The organism is Jeotgalicoccus sp. WY2 (assembly GCF_018437745.1).
GTDB classification, from domain to species: domain Bacteria; phylum Bacillota; class Bacilli; order Staphylococcales; family Salinicoccaceae; genus Jeotgalicoccus; species Jeotgalicoccus psychrophilus.
Genome location: NZ_CP049818.1, coordinates 717,047 through 729,938, shown reverse-complemented (window position 1 = coordinate 729,938; position 12,892 = coordinate 717,047). Strand labels below are relative to the sequence as shown.

27 protein-coding genes and 2 pseudogenes are annotated in these 12,892 nt (G+C 38.7%); 27 read left to right on the top strand and 2 right to left on the bottom strand.

Annotation, left to right across the window (positions count from 1 at the left end; translation table 11 throughout):
• Nucleotides 1-5 precede the first annotated feature (5 nt).
• Nucleotides 6-710, bottom strand: coding sequence for a S24 family peptidase (locus G4D76_RS04185; protein ID WP_250130179.1), 705 nt, complete (start codon nucleotides 708-710; stop codon nucleotides 6-8).
• Nucleotides 711-909: 199 nt separating this feature from the next.
• Here G4D76_RS04185 and G4D76_RS04180 point away from each other — a divergent pair.
• The 13 genes and pseudogenes from G4D76_RS04180 to G4D76_RS04125 all read left to right on the top strand — a co-directional run bounded on the left by G4D76_RS04180 (nucleotide 910) and on the right by G4D76_RS04125 (nucleotide 5,923).
• Nucleotides 910-1,120 (top strand): annotated as a pseudogene (locus G4D76_RS04180) (XRE family transcriptional regulator).
• Between the two features lie 14 nt (nucleotides 1,121-1,134).
• On the top strand, nucleotides 1,135-1,437 hold the full coding sequence (locus G4D76_RS04175; protein ID WP_213810642.1) for a DUF771 domain-containing protein: 303 nt from the start codon (nucleotides 1,135-1,137) through the stop codon (nucleotides 1,435-1,437).
• A 4-nt stretch (nucleotides 1,438-1,441) separates the two neighbouring features.
• Nucleotides 1,442-1,600: a hypothetical protein gene (locus G4D76_RS04170; RefSeq protein WP_213810641.1), complete on the top strand. Its 159-nt coding sequence runs from the start codon at nucleotides 1,442-1,444 to the stop codon at nucleotides 1,598-1,600.
• 225 nt (nucleotides 1,601-1,825) lie between these two features.
• A complete protein-coding gene (locus tag G4D76_RS04165; RefSeq protein WP_371814578.1) occupies nucleotides 1,826-2,485 on the top strand; it encodes a phage antirepressor KilAC domain-containing protein in 660 nt (219 codons plus the stop codon).
• Between the two features lie 2 nt (nucleotides 2,486-2,487).
• Nucleotides 2,488-2,583 carry a hypothetical protein gene (locus G4D76_RS16610; RefSeq protein ID WP_371814577.1) on the top strand — a complete coding sequence of 32 codons (96 nt, stop codon included), beginning with the start codon at nucleotides 2,488-2,490 and terminating at the stop codon, nucleotides 2,581-2,583.
• Entirely contained in the window at nucleotides 2,583-2,951 is a 369-nt protein-coding gene (locus G4D76_RS04160) for a hypothetical protein (protein ID WP_213810640.1), read from the top strand. The genes G4D76_RS16610 and G4D76_RS04160 overlap by 1 nt, the downstream gene beginning before the upstream one ends.
• Nucleotides 2,948-3,136, top strand: coding sequence for a hypothetical protein (locus G4D76_RS04155; protein WP_213810639.1), 189 nt, complete (start codon nucleotides 2,948-2,950; stop codon nucleotides 3,134-3,136). The genes G4D76_RS04160 and G4D76_RS04155 overlap by 4 nt, the downstream gene beginning before the upstream one ends.
• Complete coding sequence (locus G4D76_RS04150; protein WP_213810638.1) at nucleotides 3,123-3,359, top strand: hypothetical protein; 237 nt, start codon at nucleotides 3,123-3,125, stop codon at nucleotides 3,357-3,359. The genes G4D76_RS04155 and G4D76_RS04150 overlap by 14 nt, the downstream gene beginning before the upstream one ends.
• A gap of 5 nt (nucleotides 3,360-3,364) precedes the next feature.
• A complete protein-coding gene (locus G4D76_RS04145) occupies nucleotides 3,365-3,508 on the top strand; it encodes a hypothetical protein (protein ID WP_213810637.1) in 144 nt (47 codons plus the stop codon).
• On the top strand, nucleotides 3,508-3,702 hold the full coding sequence (locus G4D76_RS04140) for a hypothetical protein (RefSeq protein ID WP_213810636.1): 195 nt from the start codon (nucleotides 3,508-3,510) through the stop codon (nucleotides 3,700-3,702). The genes G4D76_RS04145 and G4D76_RS04140 overlap by 1 nt, the downstream gene beginning before the upstream one ends.
• Before the next feature lie 270 nt (nucleotides 3,703-3,972).
• Nucleotides 3,973-4,521, top strand: a complete 549-nt coding sequence (locus G4D76_RS04135; RefSeq protein WP_213810635.1) for an ATP-binding protein — start codon at nucleotides 3,973-3,975, stop codon at nucleotides 4,519-4,521.
• A 5-nt stretch (nucleotides 4,522-4,526) separates the two neighbouring features.
• Complete coding sequence (locus G4D76_RS04130) at nucleotides 4,527-5,291, top strand: hypothetical protein (protein WP_213810634.1); 765 nt, start codon at nucleotides 4,527-4,529, stop codon at nucleotides 5,289-5,291.
• A 71-nt stretch (nucleotides 5,292-5,362) separates the two neighbouring features.
• Entirely contained in the window at nucleotides 5,363-5,923 is a 561-nt protein-coding gene (locus G4D76_RS04125; RefSeq protein WP_250130178.1) for a hypothetical protein, read from the top strand.
• Here the strand turns inward: G4D76_RS04125 and G4D76_RS04120 are convergent.
• Entirely contained in the window at nucleotides 5,912-6,577 is a 666-nt protein-coding gene (locus tag G4D76_RS04120) for a DUF4145 domain-containing protein (RefSeq protein ID WP_213810633.1), read from the bottom strand. The two genes, G4D76_RS04125 and G4D76_RS04120, sit on opposite strands and share 12 nt — an antisense overlap.
• A 55-nt stretch (nucleotides 6,578-6,632) precedes the next feature.
• Here G4D76_RS04120 and G4D76_RS04115 point away from each other — a divergent pair, with 55 nt between their 5' ends.
• From G4D76_RS04115 to G4D76_RS15795, 14 genes and pseudogenes are all read left to right on the top strand, one after another.
• Nucleotides 6,633-6,800: a hypothetical protein gene (locus G4D76_RS04115; RefSeq protein WP_213810632.1), complete on the top strand. Its 168-nt coding sequence runs from the start codon at nucleotides 6,633-6,635 to the stop codon at nucleotides 6,798-6,800.
• The gene (locus G4D76_RS04110; RefSeq protein ID WP_213810631.1) at nucleotides 6,800-7,705 is read left to right on the top strand and encodes a recombinase RecT; all 906 of its coding nucleotides are present in this window, start codon (nucleotides 6,800-6,802) and stop codon (nucleotides 7,703-7,705) included. The genes G4D76_RS04115 and G4D76_RS04110 overlap by 1 nt, the downstream gene beginning before the upstream one ends.
• Nucleotides 7,705-8,409, top strand: a complete 705-nt coding sequence (locus G4D76_RS04105) for an MBL fold metallo-hydrolase (RefSeq protein WP_213810630.1) — start codon at nucleotides 7,705-7,707, stop codon at nucleotides 8,407-8,409. Before G4D76_RS04110 ends, G4D76_RS04105 begins: the two co-directional genes overlap by 1 nt.
• Nucleotide 8,410: 1 nt before the next feature.
• Nucleotides 8,411-8,650: a hypothetical protein gene (locus tag G4D76_RS04100; protein ID WP_213810629.1), complete on the top strand. Its 240-nt coding sequence runs from the start codon at nucleotides 8,411-8,413 to the stop codon at nucleotides 8,648-8,650.
• Entirely contained in the window at nucleotides 8,651-8,860 is a 210-nt protein-coding gene (locus G4D76_RS04095; protein WP_213810628.1) for a hypothetical protein, read from the top strand.
• Nucleotides 8,857-9,072 (top strand): hypothetical protein, encoded by a 216-nt coding sequence (locus tag G4D76_RS04090; protein WP_213810627.1) that lies wholly within the window; start codon nucleotides 8,857-8,859, stop codon nucleotides 9,070-9,072. Before G4D76_RS04095 ends, G4D76_RS04090 begins: the two co-directional genes overlap by 4 nt.
• A 208-nt stretch (nucleotides 9,073-9,280) precedes the next feature.
• A complete protein-coding gene (locus tag G4D76_RS04085) occupies nucleotides 9,281-9,469 on the top strand; it encodes a hypothetical protein (RefSeq protein ID WP_213810626.1) in 189 nt (62 codons plus the stop codon).
• Nucleotides 9,456-9,701, top strand: a complete 246-nt coding sequence (locus tag G4D76_RS04080) for a hypothetical protein (protein ID WP_213810625.1) — start codon at nucleotides 9,456-9,458, stop codon at nucleotides 9,699-9,701. The genes G4D76_RS04085 and G4D76_RS04080 overlap by 14 nt, the downstream gene beginning before the upstream one ends.
• Nucleotides 9,702-9,916: 215 nt before the next feature.
• A pseudogene (gene ssb / locus G4D76_RS04075) lies at nucleotides 9,917-10,392 on the top strand (single-stranded DNA-binding protein).
• Between the two features lie 15 nt (nucleotides 10,393-10,407).
• The gene (locus G4D76_RS04070) at nucleotides 10,408-10,959 is read left to right on the top strand and encodes a phage replisome organizer N-terminal domain-containing protein (protein ID WP_213810624.1); all 552 of its coding nucleotides are present in this window, start codon (nucleotides 10,408-10,410) and stop codon (nucleotides 10,957-10,959) included.
• 296 nt (nucleotides 10,960-11,255) lie between these two features.
• Nucleotides 11,256-11,960 carry an ATP-binding protein gene (locus G4D76_RS04065; RefSeq protein ID WP_213810623.1) on the top strand — a complete coding sequence of 235 codons (705 nt, stop codon included), beginning with the start codon at nucleotides 11,256-11,258 and terminating at the stop codon, nucleotides 11,958-11,960.
• Nucleotides 11,961-12,049: 89 nt separating this feature from the next.
• Nucleotides 12,050-12,253: a hypothetical protein gene (locus G4D76_RS04060; protein ID WP_213810622.1), complete on the top strand. Its 204-nt coding sequence runs from the start codon at nucleotides 12,050-12,052 to the stop codon at nucleotides 12,251-12,253.
• Nucleotides 12,254-12,363: 110 nt separating this feature from the next.
• Nucleotides 12,364-12,669 (top strand): dUTP diphosphatase, encoded by a 306-nt coding sequence (locus G4D76_RS15800; protein ID WP_213810621.1) that lies wholly within the window; start codon nucleotides 12,364-12,366, stop codon nucleotides 12,667-12,669.
• On the top strand, nucleotides 12,653-12,889 hold the full coding sequence (locus tag G4D76_RS15795) for a dUTP diphosphatase (RefSeq protein ID WP_213810620.1): 237 nt from the start codon (nucleotides 12,653-12,655) through the stop codon (nucleotides 12,887-12,889). The genes G4D76_RS15800 and G4D76_RS15795 overlap by 17 nt, the downstream gene beginning before the upstream one ends.
• Nucleotides 12,890-12,892 lie beyond the last annotated feature (3 nt).

Genomic DNA, 12,892 nt, shown 5'->3' with positions numbered 1-12,892 from the left:
CTACCCTACAAGATTACTTTTCCTATTAATTCTATGCTTTCGTTATTGTAAAAATATAAATCTTCGTATTTAGAATTTAGAGAAACTAATCTAATTCTTTTCTCTTCTATAAAAACCTTCTTAACGTAAGATTCTCCATCAATTATAAAAATTCCGATTTGACCACTGTTAATATCTTGAGTTTTCTCAACGAAAATTATTTCTTTATCTTCAAACATCGGTTCCATTGAATCTCCATTTACTTGTAAAGCTATATCGTGAGGCGGAATGTATCCTTTAATTTCTTTTGTGAAAAGCACTTCATCTGTTAATGTTTCTCCTGTACCAGCTGATGCATAACCATGTACGTTAACTTCATATTTCGTATCATTTTTGTATGTACTCAACGATATAACTTTATTTTGCGTTTCATTCTGTAACATCAACTGATGATTAGCATATGATAGAACATTACTTTGTCTTGCTGCTTCAAGTTGAATTGTTATTGTCAATAAGTCTGTTATGTTAGATGTTTCGCACTCCATTAAACTTTCTGGTTTTATCCCCAGTCCTTTACATATCTTTAAAACATTTTCTACTTTGGAGTTCATAACTCCGCGTTCAAGAATTGACCTAACAGTAGTGTAAGCCAAGTCTATTTCTTTAGAAAAAGCGTTGACTGATCCGAATTTTAATTCGATTAAGTGCTTTAAATAATTTTCTATTTGCATATTTTAATCTCCTCTTTTCTAATCTCTACCTATATATTAACATGCGAAAAATCGTATATCAATATATAAAATATTATAATATACGAATATTCGTGTTGCATGTGTACGAATTTTCGTATATAGTAGTAACTAAGCAGTTGAGGAGATTGCTTTTTATTTAAATTCAATATACGAATTTTCGTATAAAGGAGGAGGTAACATGTTGTACAACTTAGAAAAAGTTAGAAAAGAAAAAAACGTTTCTTTAGTGGACATGGCGGATTTGCTCGGAGTGAGATATCAAACTGTTGCATAAAATTCATGGAATTTCTGAATTTAAATTCGGCGAAGCACTTAAAGTGAAGAACGCATTCTTTTCAGAGTATGATATAGAGTTTCTTTTTGCCAAAGACGAACAAAAAGTAATTTGAAAGGGGTGTACTAAATGCAAACTTTAGATGTAAAAATCTCAATACCCGAGACCCATGTACTGATCAGCGTGGATGAGTACAACGATCTAAAAGAGCGAGAGCTTACCGGTAAGTACTACACAATCAAAGATTTAGTAAACCTTACCGGAAAGTCCGAATCATGGCTATACGATAACTTGCTAAACAATCCCTACCGCCGAAAAGACATCAGGAAGTTTACGCATTACCCGAAAGGTAAGGGAGACCGCTGGTTATTTAAAGCAACAGGTTTAAGAGAGTACTTAGAAAATGAATTCTTAGAAATATTAAGGAGGTAACAGAATGAAGAAAGTAATAACAATAACTCTCCTAATCACGATGGCAGTCGTAATCAAGAGAGTTATTAAAAAAGATAATGCAGTTACACTAAGTGTTAATTCTGAGAGATTCCTAGTGCCACAGGAGAGAACTGTTCCGCTATACCGCAATTCAGACAAATAACAGAAATTAAATCTATACCCGGAGCTGGCAAGTTATTCGAAGCTACCGACAAAACGAATTTATCTGGCAATAATTCTTTTCTAGGACTAGAGCAGCACTTCGCTCTTTCGACGGAGTTTATCTTCTCCTGGATCTCCATTAATTGTTGCTGGCTATACTTTTCTCCACTCATTAATATCACCACCTTCCTATATGGAAGATTATAGCAAAGAAAGGGAGTAACAAATGAATCAATTAGCAGAAATACAAATTGAAAACAAGGAAGACTTAGGACTCGTTGTAAGTAGTCGAGTAGTAGCGGAAGAAATCGGTAGACAGCATCAACATGTTAGAAGAGATTTAGAAAAGATTTTAATGAGTCCAAATGTGGACGCATTGATTTTCGAATCAGAATACAAAGATTCACGAGGGAGAAATCAAAAAGAGTACTTGCTCACAAAAGACGGCTTCACATTATACATGTTCAATATCCAGGGTCACAACGATTTCAAAATGAATTACATCAATAAATTTAACGAAATGGAAAACCAGTTACAAAATAGATTGCCGGGATCATATAAAGAGGCATTGCTGCAGCTCGTCGCAACAGTTGAACAGAATGAATCATTGCAACTTGAAAACCACATGCAGAAACAACACATCGGAGAATTGAAACCTAAAGCGACTTACTACGATTTAGTTTTACAAAACAAGAGCTTAGTTACCGTCGGACAAATTGCTAAGGACTATGGTATGTCGGCTCAAGCATTAAACAAACTGCTGCATGAGTTAAAGGTCCAGTACAAACAATCCGGTCAGTGGTTACTATATTCGAACTTACACGATAAAGGTTACACACATTCGTCTACAACTGAAGTCGAACATAAGATAGTAGCACATCGGTAAGAATGAATACGAAGTGGACACAGAAAGGCAGACTCTTCATATATAACTTGCTTAAGCAGAATGACATCTTACCGATGATTGAACGAGGTGACTCCTAATGAACCTACCATCTGAATTTTCACTATCGGCACTCGAAGAAGAAATCATCGATGACAATTTAGCTGATGGCATGAATGGACTTCGTTTCCTGTTAGAAAATGCAGAAGCAGTAGATAGACTCGAATACGGCCGATTACTCAAATTGGCAGGATTCAAAGACCCGGAGAAGCAGTCCTTAGATCATTTCATTCACGACTCACTAAGGCTTGGGCCGGATGATTTCTACGATGCTTGGGGAGTGAATTACTGGATTGCTCGAAGTTTAAATATCCAGGTAATCGCCGAGATTTACAAAGATATGGGGTTGTTCATGCAAGTCAATTACTTACTCGATTTAGCTAAAAGAATAAAGGAGGGCCACTCATGAACCATAAACAAACCAATCCATCGAAACTATTCGGCAATAAACGCAGCGCACAGGAACAAGCGATTCACGATCGTCAGCTTAAAAGTAAACTGACTTGGGATGAAGAGATGGACCGTCACGAAAAATATATACACCATTTGAACCGTGAAAATGGAATAGGAGTGAAATCAAATGTTCAGAAGTAAAAAGAAGCTACGTGAGCAGCTGCAGTTTGAAAAAGAGCAGAACATCGCTTTACGAAACGCTCTGACATCATCGAAGAATGAAAATCGCAGAAAACAGTCGCTAATCCGCAATACGAAAGTTGCCCATCAAGAACTACGTCAGCAGTACGATGCGCTTCAAATTCTTTACATGAAAGCAACGGCGCCGAAGGAGCTTAAACGAAAGCAAATCGAAGGGAGGTGAGAGCATTGCCAACGCTAAAAGAATGGAAGCTGCTCGGTGTTATGTTTCTGCTGCTCGTGATTACGCTCGGACCGGCTTTCATATATCACCAGTCTGAAACAGCGCCAGTCAAAGATGAAGCATATGCGCAAGCGAATGGGGTGGAGTAATGGAAGAAGCGGACAAAGAATACTTTGAACAAGCGACATTAAAGGACCAGGCACTACGCACCTTGGAAGTACTCATAAAAGCGACACCCGAAATGAATCTCATGCTCACAACTATGACGAAAAATGGCATGGAAGAAAACGCGGCAATGTTGTCTGTAATGGAGTTCATGGAAAAACAATTTAAAAAGAAATGAGGTCAGAAAATGGATATAACTCACAAAAGTAAATTCAAACAATTCTTCTGTAAACATAAAAATAAAGATTGGTACAGAGAAAAAAATGCGGGTCTTTTCTCATCTTTGAAGGGAGAAAAACGTCACCTAGTATGTAAGGACTGCGGAAAATCATTAAGTTCATACACGGCAGAGTACGAAGGAATGGGCTTCAAATAAAAAAACACACCTACTAGCATAGGTGCGTTCAGCAAATTAACTACCCGAATTATAACACGGAGGTCATAAAAAATGAAATTGAGATTAATTTCTTTAAATATTAGCAACTTCGCCGGCATCAAGTCCGAGTCGTTCGACTTCGGCGGTAAGGATGCCAAAATCTACGGCGACAATGCGACAGGCAAGACGACAACAGCAGTCGCAATTAACTGGCTCCTATTCGATAAAGGCTTAGAAGGTCAGAAAATCGACATCGTACCGAAAGATGACAACAACAATCATATCCATGAAGCAGTGCCGACTGTAACTGCAGTATTCGAAATGGATGGCAACGAAATTAAGTTATCCCGTGAATCACATCCGAATTATGAAAAAGTCGAAGGCTCGACTAAAAAGCATTACAAAAACTCCAGGACCACCAAACAGTACATTGATGAAGTCCCTTATCCAATTACAAAGTATAAAGCAGAGATTAATAAAATCATCGATGAAGAAGTGTTCAAGCTCGTGACGAACCCTGATGCTTTCCCGCAGTTGCACTGGCAGGATAAACGCAAAATGCTATTCGAAATCAGCGGAGACATTACAGATGAACAAGTTATTGAAAGTAGTAAGAATTAAATTCATTGCTCGATGTCATTAATAACCGCTCGATTGAAGATGAAAAGAAAGTCATCAAAGAAAAGTTAAGCAAGGCGAAAGAGGACCTGGAATACATTCCGGTGCAGATTCGAACGCTCAATGATCAGCTGGATGATGACATTTATAAATACAATGTTTTAGCTATTGAAAAGGAACTCGAAGAACATAACAGCAAGCTTTCAGACCTGAATAATAAACGCATGGAAATTGAAAGTGGTGGGGCTGCTCTAGAAATAAGAAAACAGATTAATGAAAAGCAGTTCGAACTCGACAACATAAAGCGGTCAATCGAAAGTGATTCAGTCGATAAAAAGAACGGTGTAGAACGTGAGTTGTCTTCACTTAAATCAGATATGGAGATATTCGAATCGAAAGCAGACCGTATTTCAAGCGAGATTAAAGTGCTGAACGGTCGGAAGGATGGTTTGTTATCAGAGTATCACGAACTGGTTAAAGAACGTGATGCGGCGGAGATGGAGAGATTCCACGCTCATGTAAATGATACTTGTCCGACATGTAGCCAAACATTACCAGAGTCAGATATTGAAGTGGCTCGCAAGACTGCAGAAGAACAATTCAACATGAAGAAATCGCAACACTTAGAGCAGCTGCAGACTAACATCGAGCAGACCATTAAGGCAGGTAAAGACATGGCTGCAGCGATTGAGAAGAATAAAGAGCGTCGCAACGATATCGACACGCAGGAGCTGACGACTAAAACGTATCGAGACATTAGAACAGCAACTTGAGAAGTTAAAAGGCAATACGGTGTCTGCAGAAGATAATAGGATACCAGGAATTAAGAGATGAAATTCAGGCGTTGAAAGAAAGGTTATCAGACGATAAAGAAAATGTTCAAACGCAAGTATCCGGAATCAACGAACAAATCGTAAATGTTCAAAGTGAAATAAGCGAATGTCAAAACTTAATCGCACAGCATAAAGCTGCTGAAAATATTAAGAAATCTATTGAAGAATATCACTCAAAAGAGGATTCACTGCTTGATGTGATTGAAGAGCTGAAGCATCAGCAATACCTGCTCGATCAGTTTACGAAGACGAAAGTCAATCTGATTACTGAAAAGGTCAATGGAATGTTCGACCTGGCACGATTCAAATTGTTCCATACGCAAGTGAACGGAGATATTAAAGAAACATGCGAAATCATGGTAGACGGCGTGACTTATGACGGTGGCTTGAATAACGCAATGAAGATAAATGTCGGCTTGGATATTATCCAAACGCTGAGTAAGCACTTCAATATAGAAGCGCCGATATTCATTGACAACAGTGAGTCAGTGACTCAGTTGAAAGAAGTACCGGCGCAGCAGATTCAATTGGTTGTTAGTGAAGCGGATAAGAGATTGAGATTACGAATCTGATTCCCCTTTACGCAGTATCTTTTTATCATTACTAGTTTTATTAATAATGTCATATAGTTCGTTTGTCTCATTGCGTTCGATATACCATTTTTCGAATAGGAATTCGATGAGCTTAATTAACTTCTCGGCTTCATCAACTTCAATTTTGACTATTAAGCTTACATCTTTTTCAAAATGGGCTCCGATATTACCTAGTTCACGTAGCGAATGTAAAACCTTGTATTGGGAAGCAGGGATAATCTCTTCCAGCTGAGAAATTTCGTCGTATAAAGATTTCCCTCTTATACCATGGAAATCCCTTATCATGCCTTGGAGACACCTTCTAGATAATGTGGCAGATGCTTTGGGGCTTAACTCTAGAATTGAATAAGCTTCCTCATAATCTTCTCGGAGACCAGATGGTATGTATTCAGGAAAAATTCTAGCTCGACTCCTTGGATAAATAAAAATGTTTCCTAAGTCACTATATGGGGCTTGATTTCCTTCTAAGTAATAAGTTTTTTCGGAGCAACTCGGACATTTAACTTTGTGAATTATAAAGTCAACTTCAAATGGATTATATCCTCCAAAATCTACATTGAAACCCATAGGAGTTATTCGTTTAGTTGCATCAGTTTCTGCTATTGAAGCATTACAAAATGGACATATAAACATCAAATCACCTCATAAATTTATTAAACCAAGTATACCAAATAAGGAGACGATTTAAATGACTTCAACACTATTCAAAGCTTTCGAAGAAATTACCAACTACATTAAATCTGGAACCGTTACCCTCATCGAAACAGTTATCAATCACGACCATAACGAAAGAGATGGCCTGACTCACATCAGCATCAACTTAACTTTAAAACACAATACAAAGGAGAATGAATAATGACTGAAGAAAACAAATTACAAAAGATTGAGGACCAGCTGCTTGCAGAGAAAAACGTATCGGACAATGTACTGAACAAAGTACGTGTCCTTGAATCTCAGGGGAACTTAGAACTGCCGAAAGACTACTCACCGTCCAACGCAATGAAGCAGGCATGGTTAAAGATCAGTCAGGATAACAAACTGATGAACACATCTGATGCGAGTAAAGCCAATGCACTGCTCGACATGGTGACACAAGGTTTAAACCCGGCTAAGAGTCAATGCTACTTCATTCATTACGGTGACAAGATGCAACTGCAAAGAAGTTACCACGGCAATATTATGATGCTAAAACGTGATGCAGGGGCGGCTGATGTGGTAGCTCAGGTCATTTATGAAGGCGACACTTTCGAACAGGAGCTGGATGAAGTCGGCCGCATAAAATCAATCAGCCATAAACAAGCATTCGGAAATATCAACAAAGATAATATCATCGGTGCCTATGCGACAGTCGTGTTTGATGATAAACAGAATCACATTGAAATCATGACAATTGAACAGATTGAACAGGCATGGATGCAATCTTCAATGATTAAAGATAGAGATGCGCTGAAACGCTCGAAAACACATAACAATTTCAAAGAAGAAATGGCGAAAAAAACTGTTATTAATAGAGCTGCGAAACGTTATATCAATACTTCAACTGATGAAGGATTGCTCAAGTTTGCGAATGAAGCAGATCAGCGCCAACGAAAAGAAGTATTTGATGCTGAGGTAAACGAAAATATGGCATCCGAAGACTTAGATATTCCAGAGTATGACGAAGCGCAGTTCCAGGATGTGCCGGATCATGACGAAGAAACTGGAGAAATCAAAGGGGATTCTGAACAGATGGTGGCAGATGATTCAGAGAATCCATTCTAATGGATATTCTAACAATTGGCAGTGGATCGTCTGGTAACAGTTATAAAATGTCAGACGGCGAAACGGCCATACTCCTGGAAGCCGGTATCAAGTTCCAAAAAGTACAGCAGGCACTCAAATTTAAGACGAGACAGATTAAAGGTGTATTGGTCACACACGAACATGGTGACCATGCAAAGTACGTTGTGGACTATTTATTGAATGGACTTAACGTGTACATGACTGCAGGTACGAAAAAATCTTTAAATATTGAACATCATCGATTATTCACAGTCGAATATAAATCAGCTTTTAAAATCGGCTCATTAACTATCTTACCATTTGAAACGCAGCACGATGTCGCGGAGCCATGCGGCTATCTCATTAAAAGTGACAACGGCAGTAAGCTGCTGTTCGCTACTGACACGTATTACATCAAATATAAGGTGCCAGGCATTACGCATATGCTGCTCGAAGTGAATCACGATTACGATTACATGATGGAAAACGTTAAAAACGGACACTTACACCAGGGCTTAGCGAACAGAATTATGAAATCCCACCTCAACTTAGAGAACGCCATTAAGTACCTGCAGTCGTCCGATTTGAGCCAATTAAAAGAGATTCATCTGATTCATTTATCGAACAGTAATTCTAAAGCGAATGAGTTTAAAGAAAAGATACAGGCGATTACAGGTGTGCCTGTAAAGATTGCGGGGCGATGAAATGCAACGTCGGTGCGAAGAATGCAATCAGCTGAAAGACGAGCTACCTTTTCTTTTTGATTATAACGATGAACGAATGAACGTTATCGAAGAACGTAAAACTTGTTACGAATGTTGGGAAGTACTTTGCAGGACTGTCAGAGTTATCGCTCATGGTCCACAAGCGAAGCGGAATAAAACGACTTACAAAACGGTCCATGTGGTCGGTAAACCGATCAGCGGACAGATGGAGTTGTTCTAATTGAAAACCACATCAGATTTAATCATCGGCGAGCTGTACTACATCATGCACCATTTTGCACCGCCGGTTGAACGCAGGTATGGTAAATCCTTTTACGAACGTAAGTTTTTCATCAAATTAGGACGGTCGCTGCAAGATAAGCTGCCGTTCTACGATATTCAAACATCAGAGACAGACGACGAATATATTTTGAGGATTGATAAAAAATGAGTTACATCTATGAAATGACTTTAATATTAATACTCTTAATCGCTCTTGCAATTCAAGGTTATTACGTTAAAGAATATCAGAAAACTGCAGAAGAAGCCTTGGAAATAGCCGGTAAATGGCAGGAAGCCTATACAGAGCTTCAGCAGGATTACAGCCAGGCAGTAGAGAAAATAGAGTGGCTGGAATATGAATTGGGAGTGAAGAGTGAATGATTAAAACAATAAAGGTTAAAAAGCAGTTCGATTTACCAACTTTAATCGCATACGTGTGGGAGAACAAGTTATATCCAACATATGTAAAGAGTGCGCAAGGAAGATTCAAATTTAAATTTACGCCAGATGGGACTATGGTTTTGGCAAGTGAAATATAGGTGCATTTGGGCGCTCTATAGGTCATATAGATACTAAATATGAAATTGAAGTGGAAGAAGAAATTACGGAGGATACGGTGTTTGAACTCTTAATTGAAATATTACCGGATGATGATGCTACCAATTGGTATGGGCATTCTGTAAATGATTTTAAAAATCAGCATACCCAAAAAGTGTATGCGCTAATTGATGGAAAACTAAAACTAATCTGGGAGCGTGAAGGAAATGCAAGTATATGACCAAACGACCATCGTACCTAGAGTGAAAATCTTTGCAAATCAGAATACTGCAGAAGGATTAGAAAATGAAATAAATGAGTTCTTAAAAACTCCAAATACAGTAGTGCAAGAAATAAGATACTCAAACTATGCAGAGAATCATCCAGAAATGATGCCGGGTAGCGAAATCTTCAGCGCATTACTTTATTACACAAGACGAGTGTCAGCAAAAGATATATTACCGATGGATTAAGGAGCGTGAAGAGTAAATGAAATTAGGATATATAGTTCGAATAGGTCACTGCTTTTACAGAGTAGGGATGGGCTCCGAAGGGTGTCGAATAGTAAAGGATATTAAAAACGCAAATTTCTTCAGCGAAAAGAAAAGAGCGATTGATGTGGCAAATAGATACGGTGGACGAGCGTTTAAATTGCAGCTTACTAATTTAGATAACGAGGTGACTTCTGATGATTAACAGAGTAGTCCTAGTTGGTCGCTTAACACGTGATCCAGAAATGAATGTAAGCCAGAGTAATATCGCAGTCACTAAATTTAATCTCGCAGTAAACAGACCATTTACAAGCAAGGACGGGGAGCAGGGCGCCGACTTCATTAACTGCGTAACATTCCGTAAACAAGCTGAAAATGTGAACCAATACCTAAAGAAAGGCAGTTTATGCGGCATCGATGGTCGTATTCAAACAAGAAACTACGAGAATAAAGACGGTCAGCGTGTATACGTGACTGAAGTGGTAGCTGATTCAGTTCAGTTCCTGGAACCTAAAGGGACGAACAATGATTCGGGCGATAACAATAACAGCTATCGGCAATCTTACGGCGGTCAATCTAATCAAGCGACAGGCAGTAAGCCGAGTTAAAAGATAATCCATTCCCGAATAGTAAAGGACCTGTGGATATCAGTGACGATGATCTTCCATTTTAAGAAAGGGGTAGCGCAATGTCAGAAGTACATTGGATAAAACTTAAAGTCGATATGTTCGACAACGAAAAAATAAAGTTAATCGAAGCCATGCCAGATGCGGACAGCATACTTGTCATTTGGATAAAGCTATTAACGTATGCAGGGAAATCAAATTCGAGCGGTTACATCATGCTCACTGAAAATATAGCAATGAACGAAGAAGAGTTAGCAACAATATTCAGCAGACCATTAAATACAGTCCGTTATGCCATTCAAATATTCGAACGTTACGGAATGATTGAACGACACAATGAGTCGATAAGGATTAAAAATTGGGACACTCATCAAAATATCGAAGGCATGGAAAAAATAAGAGAACAAAACCGTCTCCGAAAGCAAAAACAACGAGAAAAACAAGCTAAAAAGCTAGGCGCACCAACGGTTTCGGGTAGTGGTCACGGGATGTCACGTGACGGTCACGCAACAGATACAGATACAGAACTAGAAACAGATACAGAATTAGAGAGAGAGAAGAAGAAGAAGAAGGAGAAAAAGAAGTACCTGCTTCTGCTGCCATTCAATCTTTAGAAAACTATTTCGGTTCAATATCCAATTACATGCTCGAAGATCTCGATTTCTATAAAGACAAATTCGATGAATTGGAACTCATTATTGAAGAAGCTATTGAAATATCCAGACAACGTAGCGTAAAGAACTGGAACTATACAAGAAGATTATCCAAGACTGGCGCAATCATGATTTAAAAACATTGAGTGATGTTCGTACTCATGAAGAAAAAGGCAAAAAACACATGGTAGAAAATCAGCTGGTACACCAAATCCACATCAGCATAATGATGATTTACCGTTCTAGGAGGTTGAATAATGAAGAGCCTAAAAGAAGAATTGTCAGGTAGCAATAAAATACCTGATGTATATAAAGTGACTATTGGCGAATGTCCAGAATGTCGTAACGGTACAATGTCGAATGGACAGCCGGAACGTAAGCGAATACTGCAACGACTAATATATGCAGACGGTACTGTAAAAGACATTCCTTGCATCTGCCATAAAGAACGTGAAGCACAACAAAAACAACGACTCATTAACGCCAGTAAAATCGACAGCTATTCTGTTATCGATGAAGAATATAAAAATGCGAGCTGGGACCACTTAGAATTGGAATCCAAACAGCAGCAGGAGGCTTATGTCACAGTGACCAACTATATTGACAACCTCGAAGAGAATATTAAAAAAGGACGAGGGTTATTGTTCCAGGGATCATATGGTACAGGTAAGACTTATATCTCTGCAATTGTCAGACGTGCCGTACTAAAAACAGGACATAGCGTATTATTTATCAGCTTTCCGGAATATTTTCAGCGTATGGCGGACAAACAGAAAACATTCAAGCAGGACGATAAAATTATCGACATCGCATCCGATGCAGATTTACTCATACTCGATGAAGTGAATGCAGATTTGAATACCTGGCAGCAAACAGAACTTTATCGCCTGGTCGATAGACGTAAAGGCAAAAGCACCATCTACACACAAATTATAAGAGCGATGACTTCAGAAAAGATGTGAAGCTCGCACAGTCTTTCAGTCGAATGATGCACAATAAAGATATTGTGTTGCTGAACGGTACTGATTATCGAATCAAAGGAGCGTTTTAAATGGAAATATTAATTGATAAAACTCCGACTGAAATCATCATGGATAAGCTAGCTAATCATGAAGAAATTACAAGAGAAGATGTTAAGGCTCTCGGACTTTTTAGCGATTACTGGATTGAAGAAAAGTTATTTAAATCAAGTCAATCAACAGTACATGGCAAAATGCTCGAAGTAATAACACGTGAACCGGTGGTGGTGTTTTAGATGGCACTCGCAGCAGAACAATTACTTTGGTTATTCGGTGCAATGGGAGCGAACCTTATCATCATGGTACTGCTCCTAATATGGCTCTATAAGAATCGGGAGGGAAGTAAATGATAAACACAGCACTCAATAAAGCGGATCTAATTTATCTGATGACACAGCAGGAGAAACTCGACAGCTCTATGAGAGATACCCACGAGATTAAAAAACGACATTGGCTAGAGAATATGTACAAAGAACACACAATCGCACTGAACGTTGAAAAACACGAATTCATTAATGAAGCGCACCAGGTCTGGAAGTACTGGAAAAAGAAACCGATGAACACGGCGCTCATCCTGGAAGAAGCTATCGATGTGATTCACTTTGTCATGCTGATACTCAATAAGCCCAGCATCAATGGAGAAGACCGCTAAACAGACGGCTGATTGGATTCTGACGTTTGAACCGCTTCATGACCGCAATGAAGTCAAGGATGCAATATACAATTTATCTGATCGACCGAACCATCCACGACAAGTGCTGACATTAGTTCTGCAAATCCTCGATTATTACGGCTTTGATGTAATGGATATTCTCAGAACGTATAAAGAAAAGAATACTAAGAACTTCGAGCGAATGATTAATAACTATTAGGAG

What these genes read in the sequence shown, in the direction of transcription:
- G4D76_RS15800 (WP_213810621.1), top strand. Translation starts at nt 12,364, where the DNA reads ATGATAAACACAGCACTCAATAAAGCGGATCTAATTTATCTGATGACA.
- G4D76_RS16610 (WP_371814577.1), top strand. Translation starts at nt 2,488, where the DNA reads ATGAATACGAAGTGGACACAGAAAGGCAGACTCTTCATATATAACTTG.
- G4D76_RS04135 (WP_213810635.1), top strand. Translation starts at nt 3,973, where the DNA reads ATGAAATTGAGATTAATTTCTTTAAATATTAGCAACTTCGCCGGCATC.
- G4D76_RS04175 (WP_213810642.1), top strand. Translation starts at nt 1,135, where the DNA reads ATGCAAACTTTAGATGTAAAAATCTCAATACCCGAGACCCATGTACTG.
- G4D76_RS04060 (WP_213810622.1), top strand. Translation starts at nt 12,050, where the DNA reads ATGGAAATATTAATTGATAAAACTCCGACTGAAATCATCATGGATAAG.
- G4D76_RS04165 (WP_371814578.1), top strand. Translation starts at nt 1,826, where the DNA reads ATGAATCAATTAGCAGAAATACAAATTGAAAACAAGGAAGACTTAGGA.
- G4D76_RS04070 (WP_213810624.1), top strand. Translation starts at nt 10,408, where the DNA reads ATGTCAGAAGTACATTGGATAAAACTTAAAGTCGATATGTTCGACAAC.
- G4D76_RS04090 (WP_213810627.1), top strand. Translation starts at nt 8,857, where the DNA reads ATGAGTTACATCTATGAAATGACTTTAATATTAATACTCTTAATCGCT.
- G4D76_RS04110 (WP_213810631.1), top strand. Translation starts at nt 6,800, where the DNA reads ATGACTGAAGAAAACAAATTACAAAAGATTGAGGACCAGCTGCTTGCA.
- G4D76_RS04155 (WP_213810639.1), top strand. Translation starts at nt 2,948, where the DNA reads ATGAACCATAAACAAACCAATCCATCGAAACTATTCGGCAATAAACGC.
- G4D76_RS04105 (WP_213810630.1), top strand. Translation starts at nt 7,705, where the DNA reads ATGGATATTCTAACAATTGGCAGTGGATCGTCTGGTAACAGTTATAAA.
- G4D76_RS04140 (WP_213810636.1), top strand. Translation starts at nt 3,508, where the DNA reads ATGGAAGAAGCGGACAAAGAATACTTTGAACAAGCGACATTAAAGGAC.
- G4D76_RS04120 (WP_213810633.1), bottom strand. Translation starts at nt 6,577, where the DNA reads ATGTTTATATGTCCATTTTGTAATGCTTCAATAGCAGAAACTGATGCA.
- G4D76_RS04100 (WP_213810629.1), top strand. Translation starts at nt 8,411, where the DNA reads ATGCAACGTCGGTGCGAAGAATGCAATCAGCTGAAAGACGAGCTACCT.
- G4D76_RS04115 (WP_213810632.1), top strand. Translation starts at nt 6,633, where the DNA reads ATGACTTCAACACTATTCAAAGCTTTCGAAGAAATTACCAACTACATT.
- G4D76_RS04150 (WP_213810638.1), top strand. Translation starts at nt 3,123, where the DNA reads ATGTTCAGAAGTAAAAAGAAGCTACGTGAGCAGCTGCAGTTTGAAAAA.
- G4D76_RS04065 (WP_213810623.1), top strand. Translation starts at nt 11,256, where the DNA reads ATGAAGAGCCTAAAAGAAGAATTGTCAGGTAGCAATAAAATACCTGAT.
- G4D76_RS04160 (WP_213810640.1), top strand. Translation starts at nt 2,583, where the DNA reads ATGAACCTACCATCTGAATTTTCACTATCGGCACTCGAAGAAGAAATC.
- G4D76_RS04185 (WP_250130179.1), bottom strand. Translation starts at nt 710, where the DNA reads ATGCAAATAGAAAATTATTTAAAGCACTTAATCGAATTAAAATTCGGA.
- G4D76_RS04170 (WP_213810641.1), top strand. Translation starts at nt 1,442, where the DNA reads ATGAAGAAAGTAATAACAATAACTCTCCTAATCACGATGGCAGTCGTA.
- G4D76_RS15795 (WP_213810620.1), top strand. Translation starts at nt 12,653, where the DNA reads ATGGAGAAGACCGCTAAACAGACGGCTGATTGGATTCTGACGTTTGAA.
- G4D76_RS04080 (WP_213810625.1), top strand. Translation starts at nt 9,456, where the DNA reads ATGCAAGTATATGACCAAACGACCATCGTACCTAGAGTGAAAATCTTT.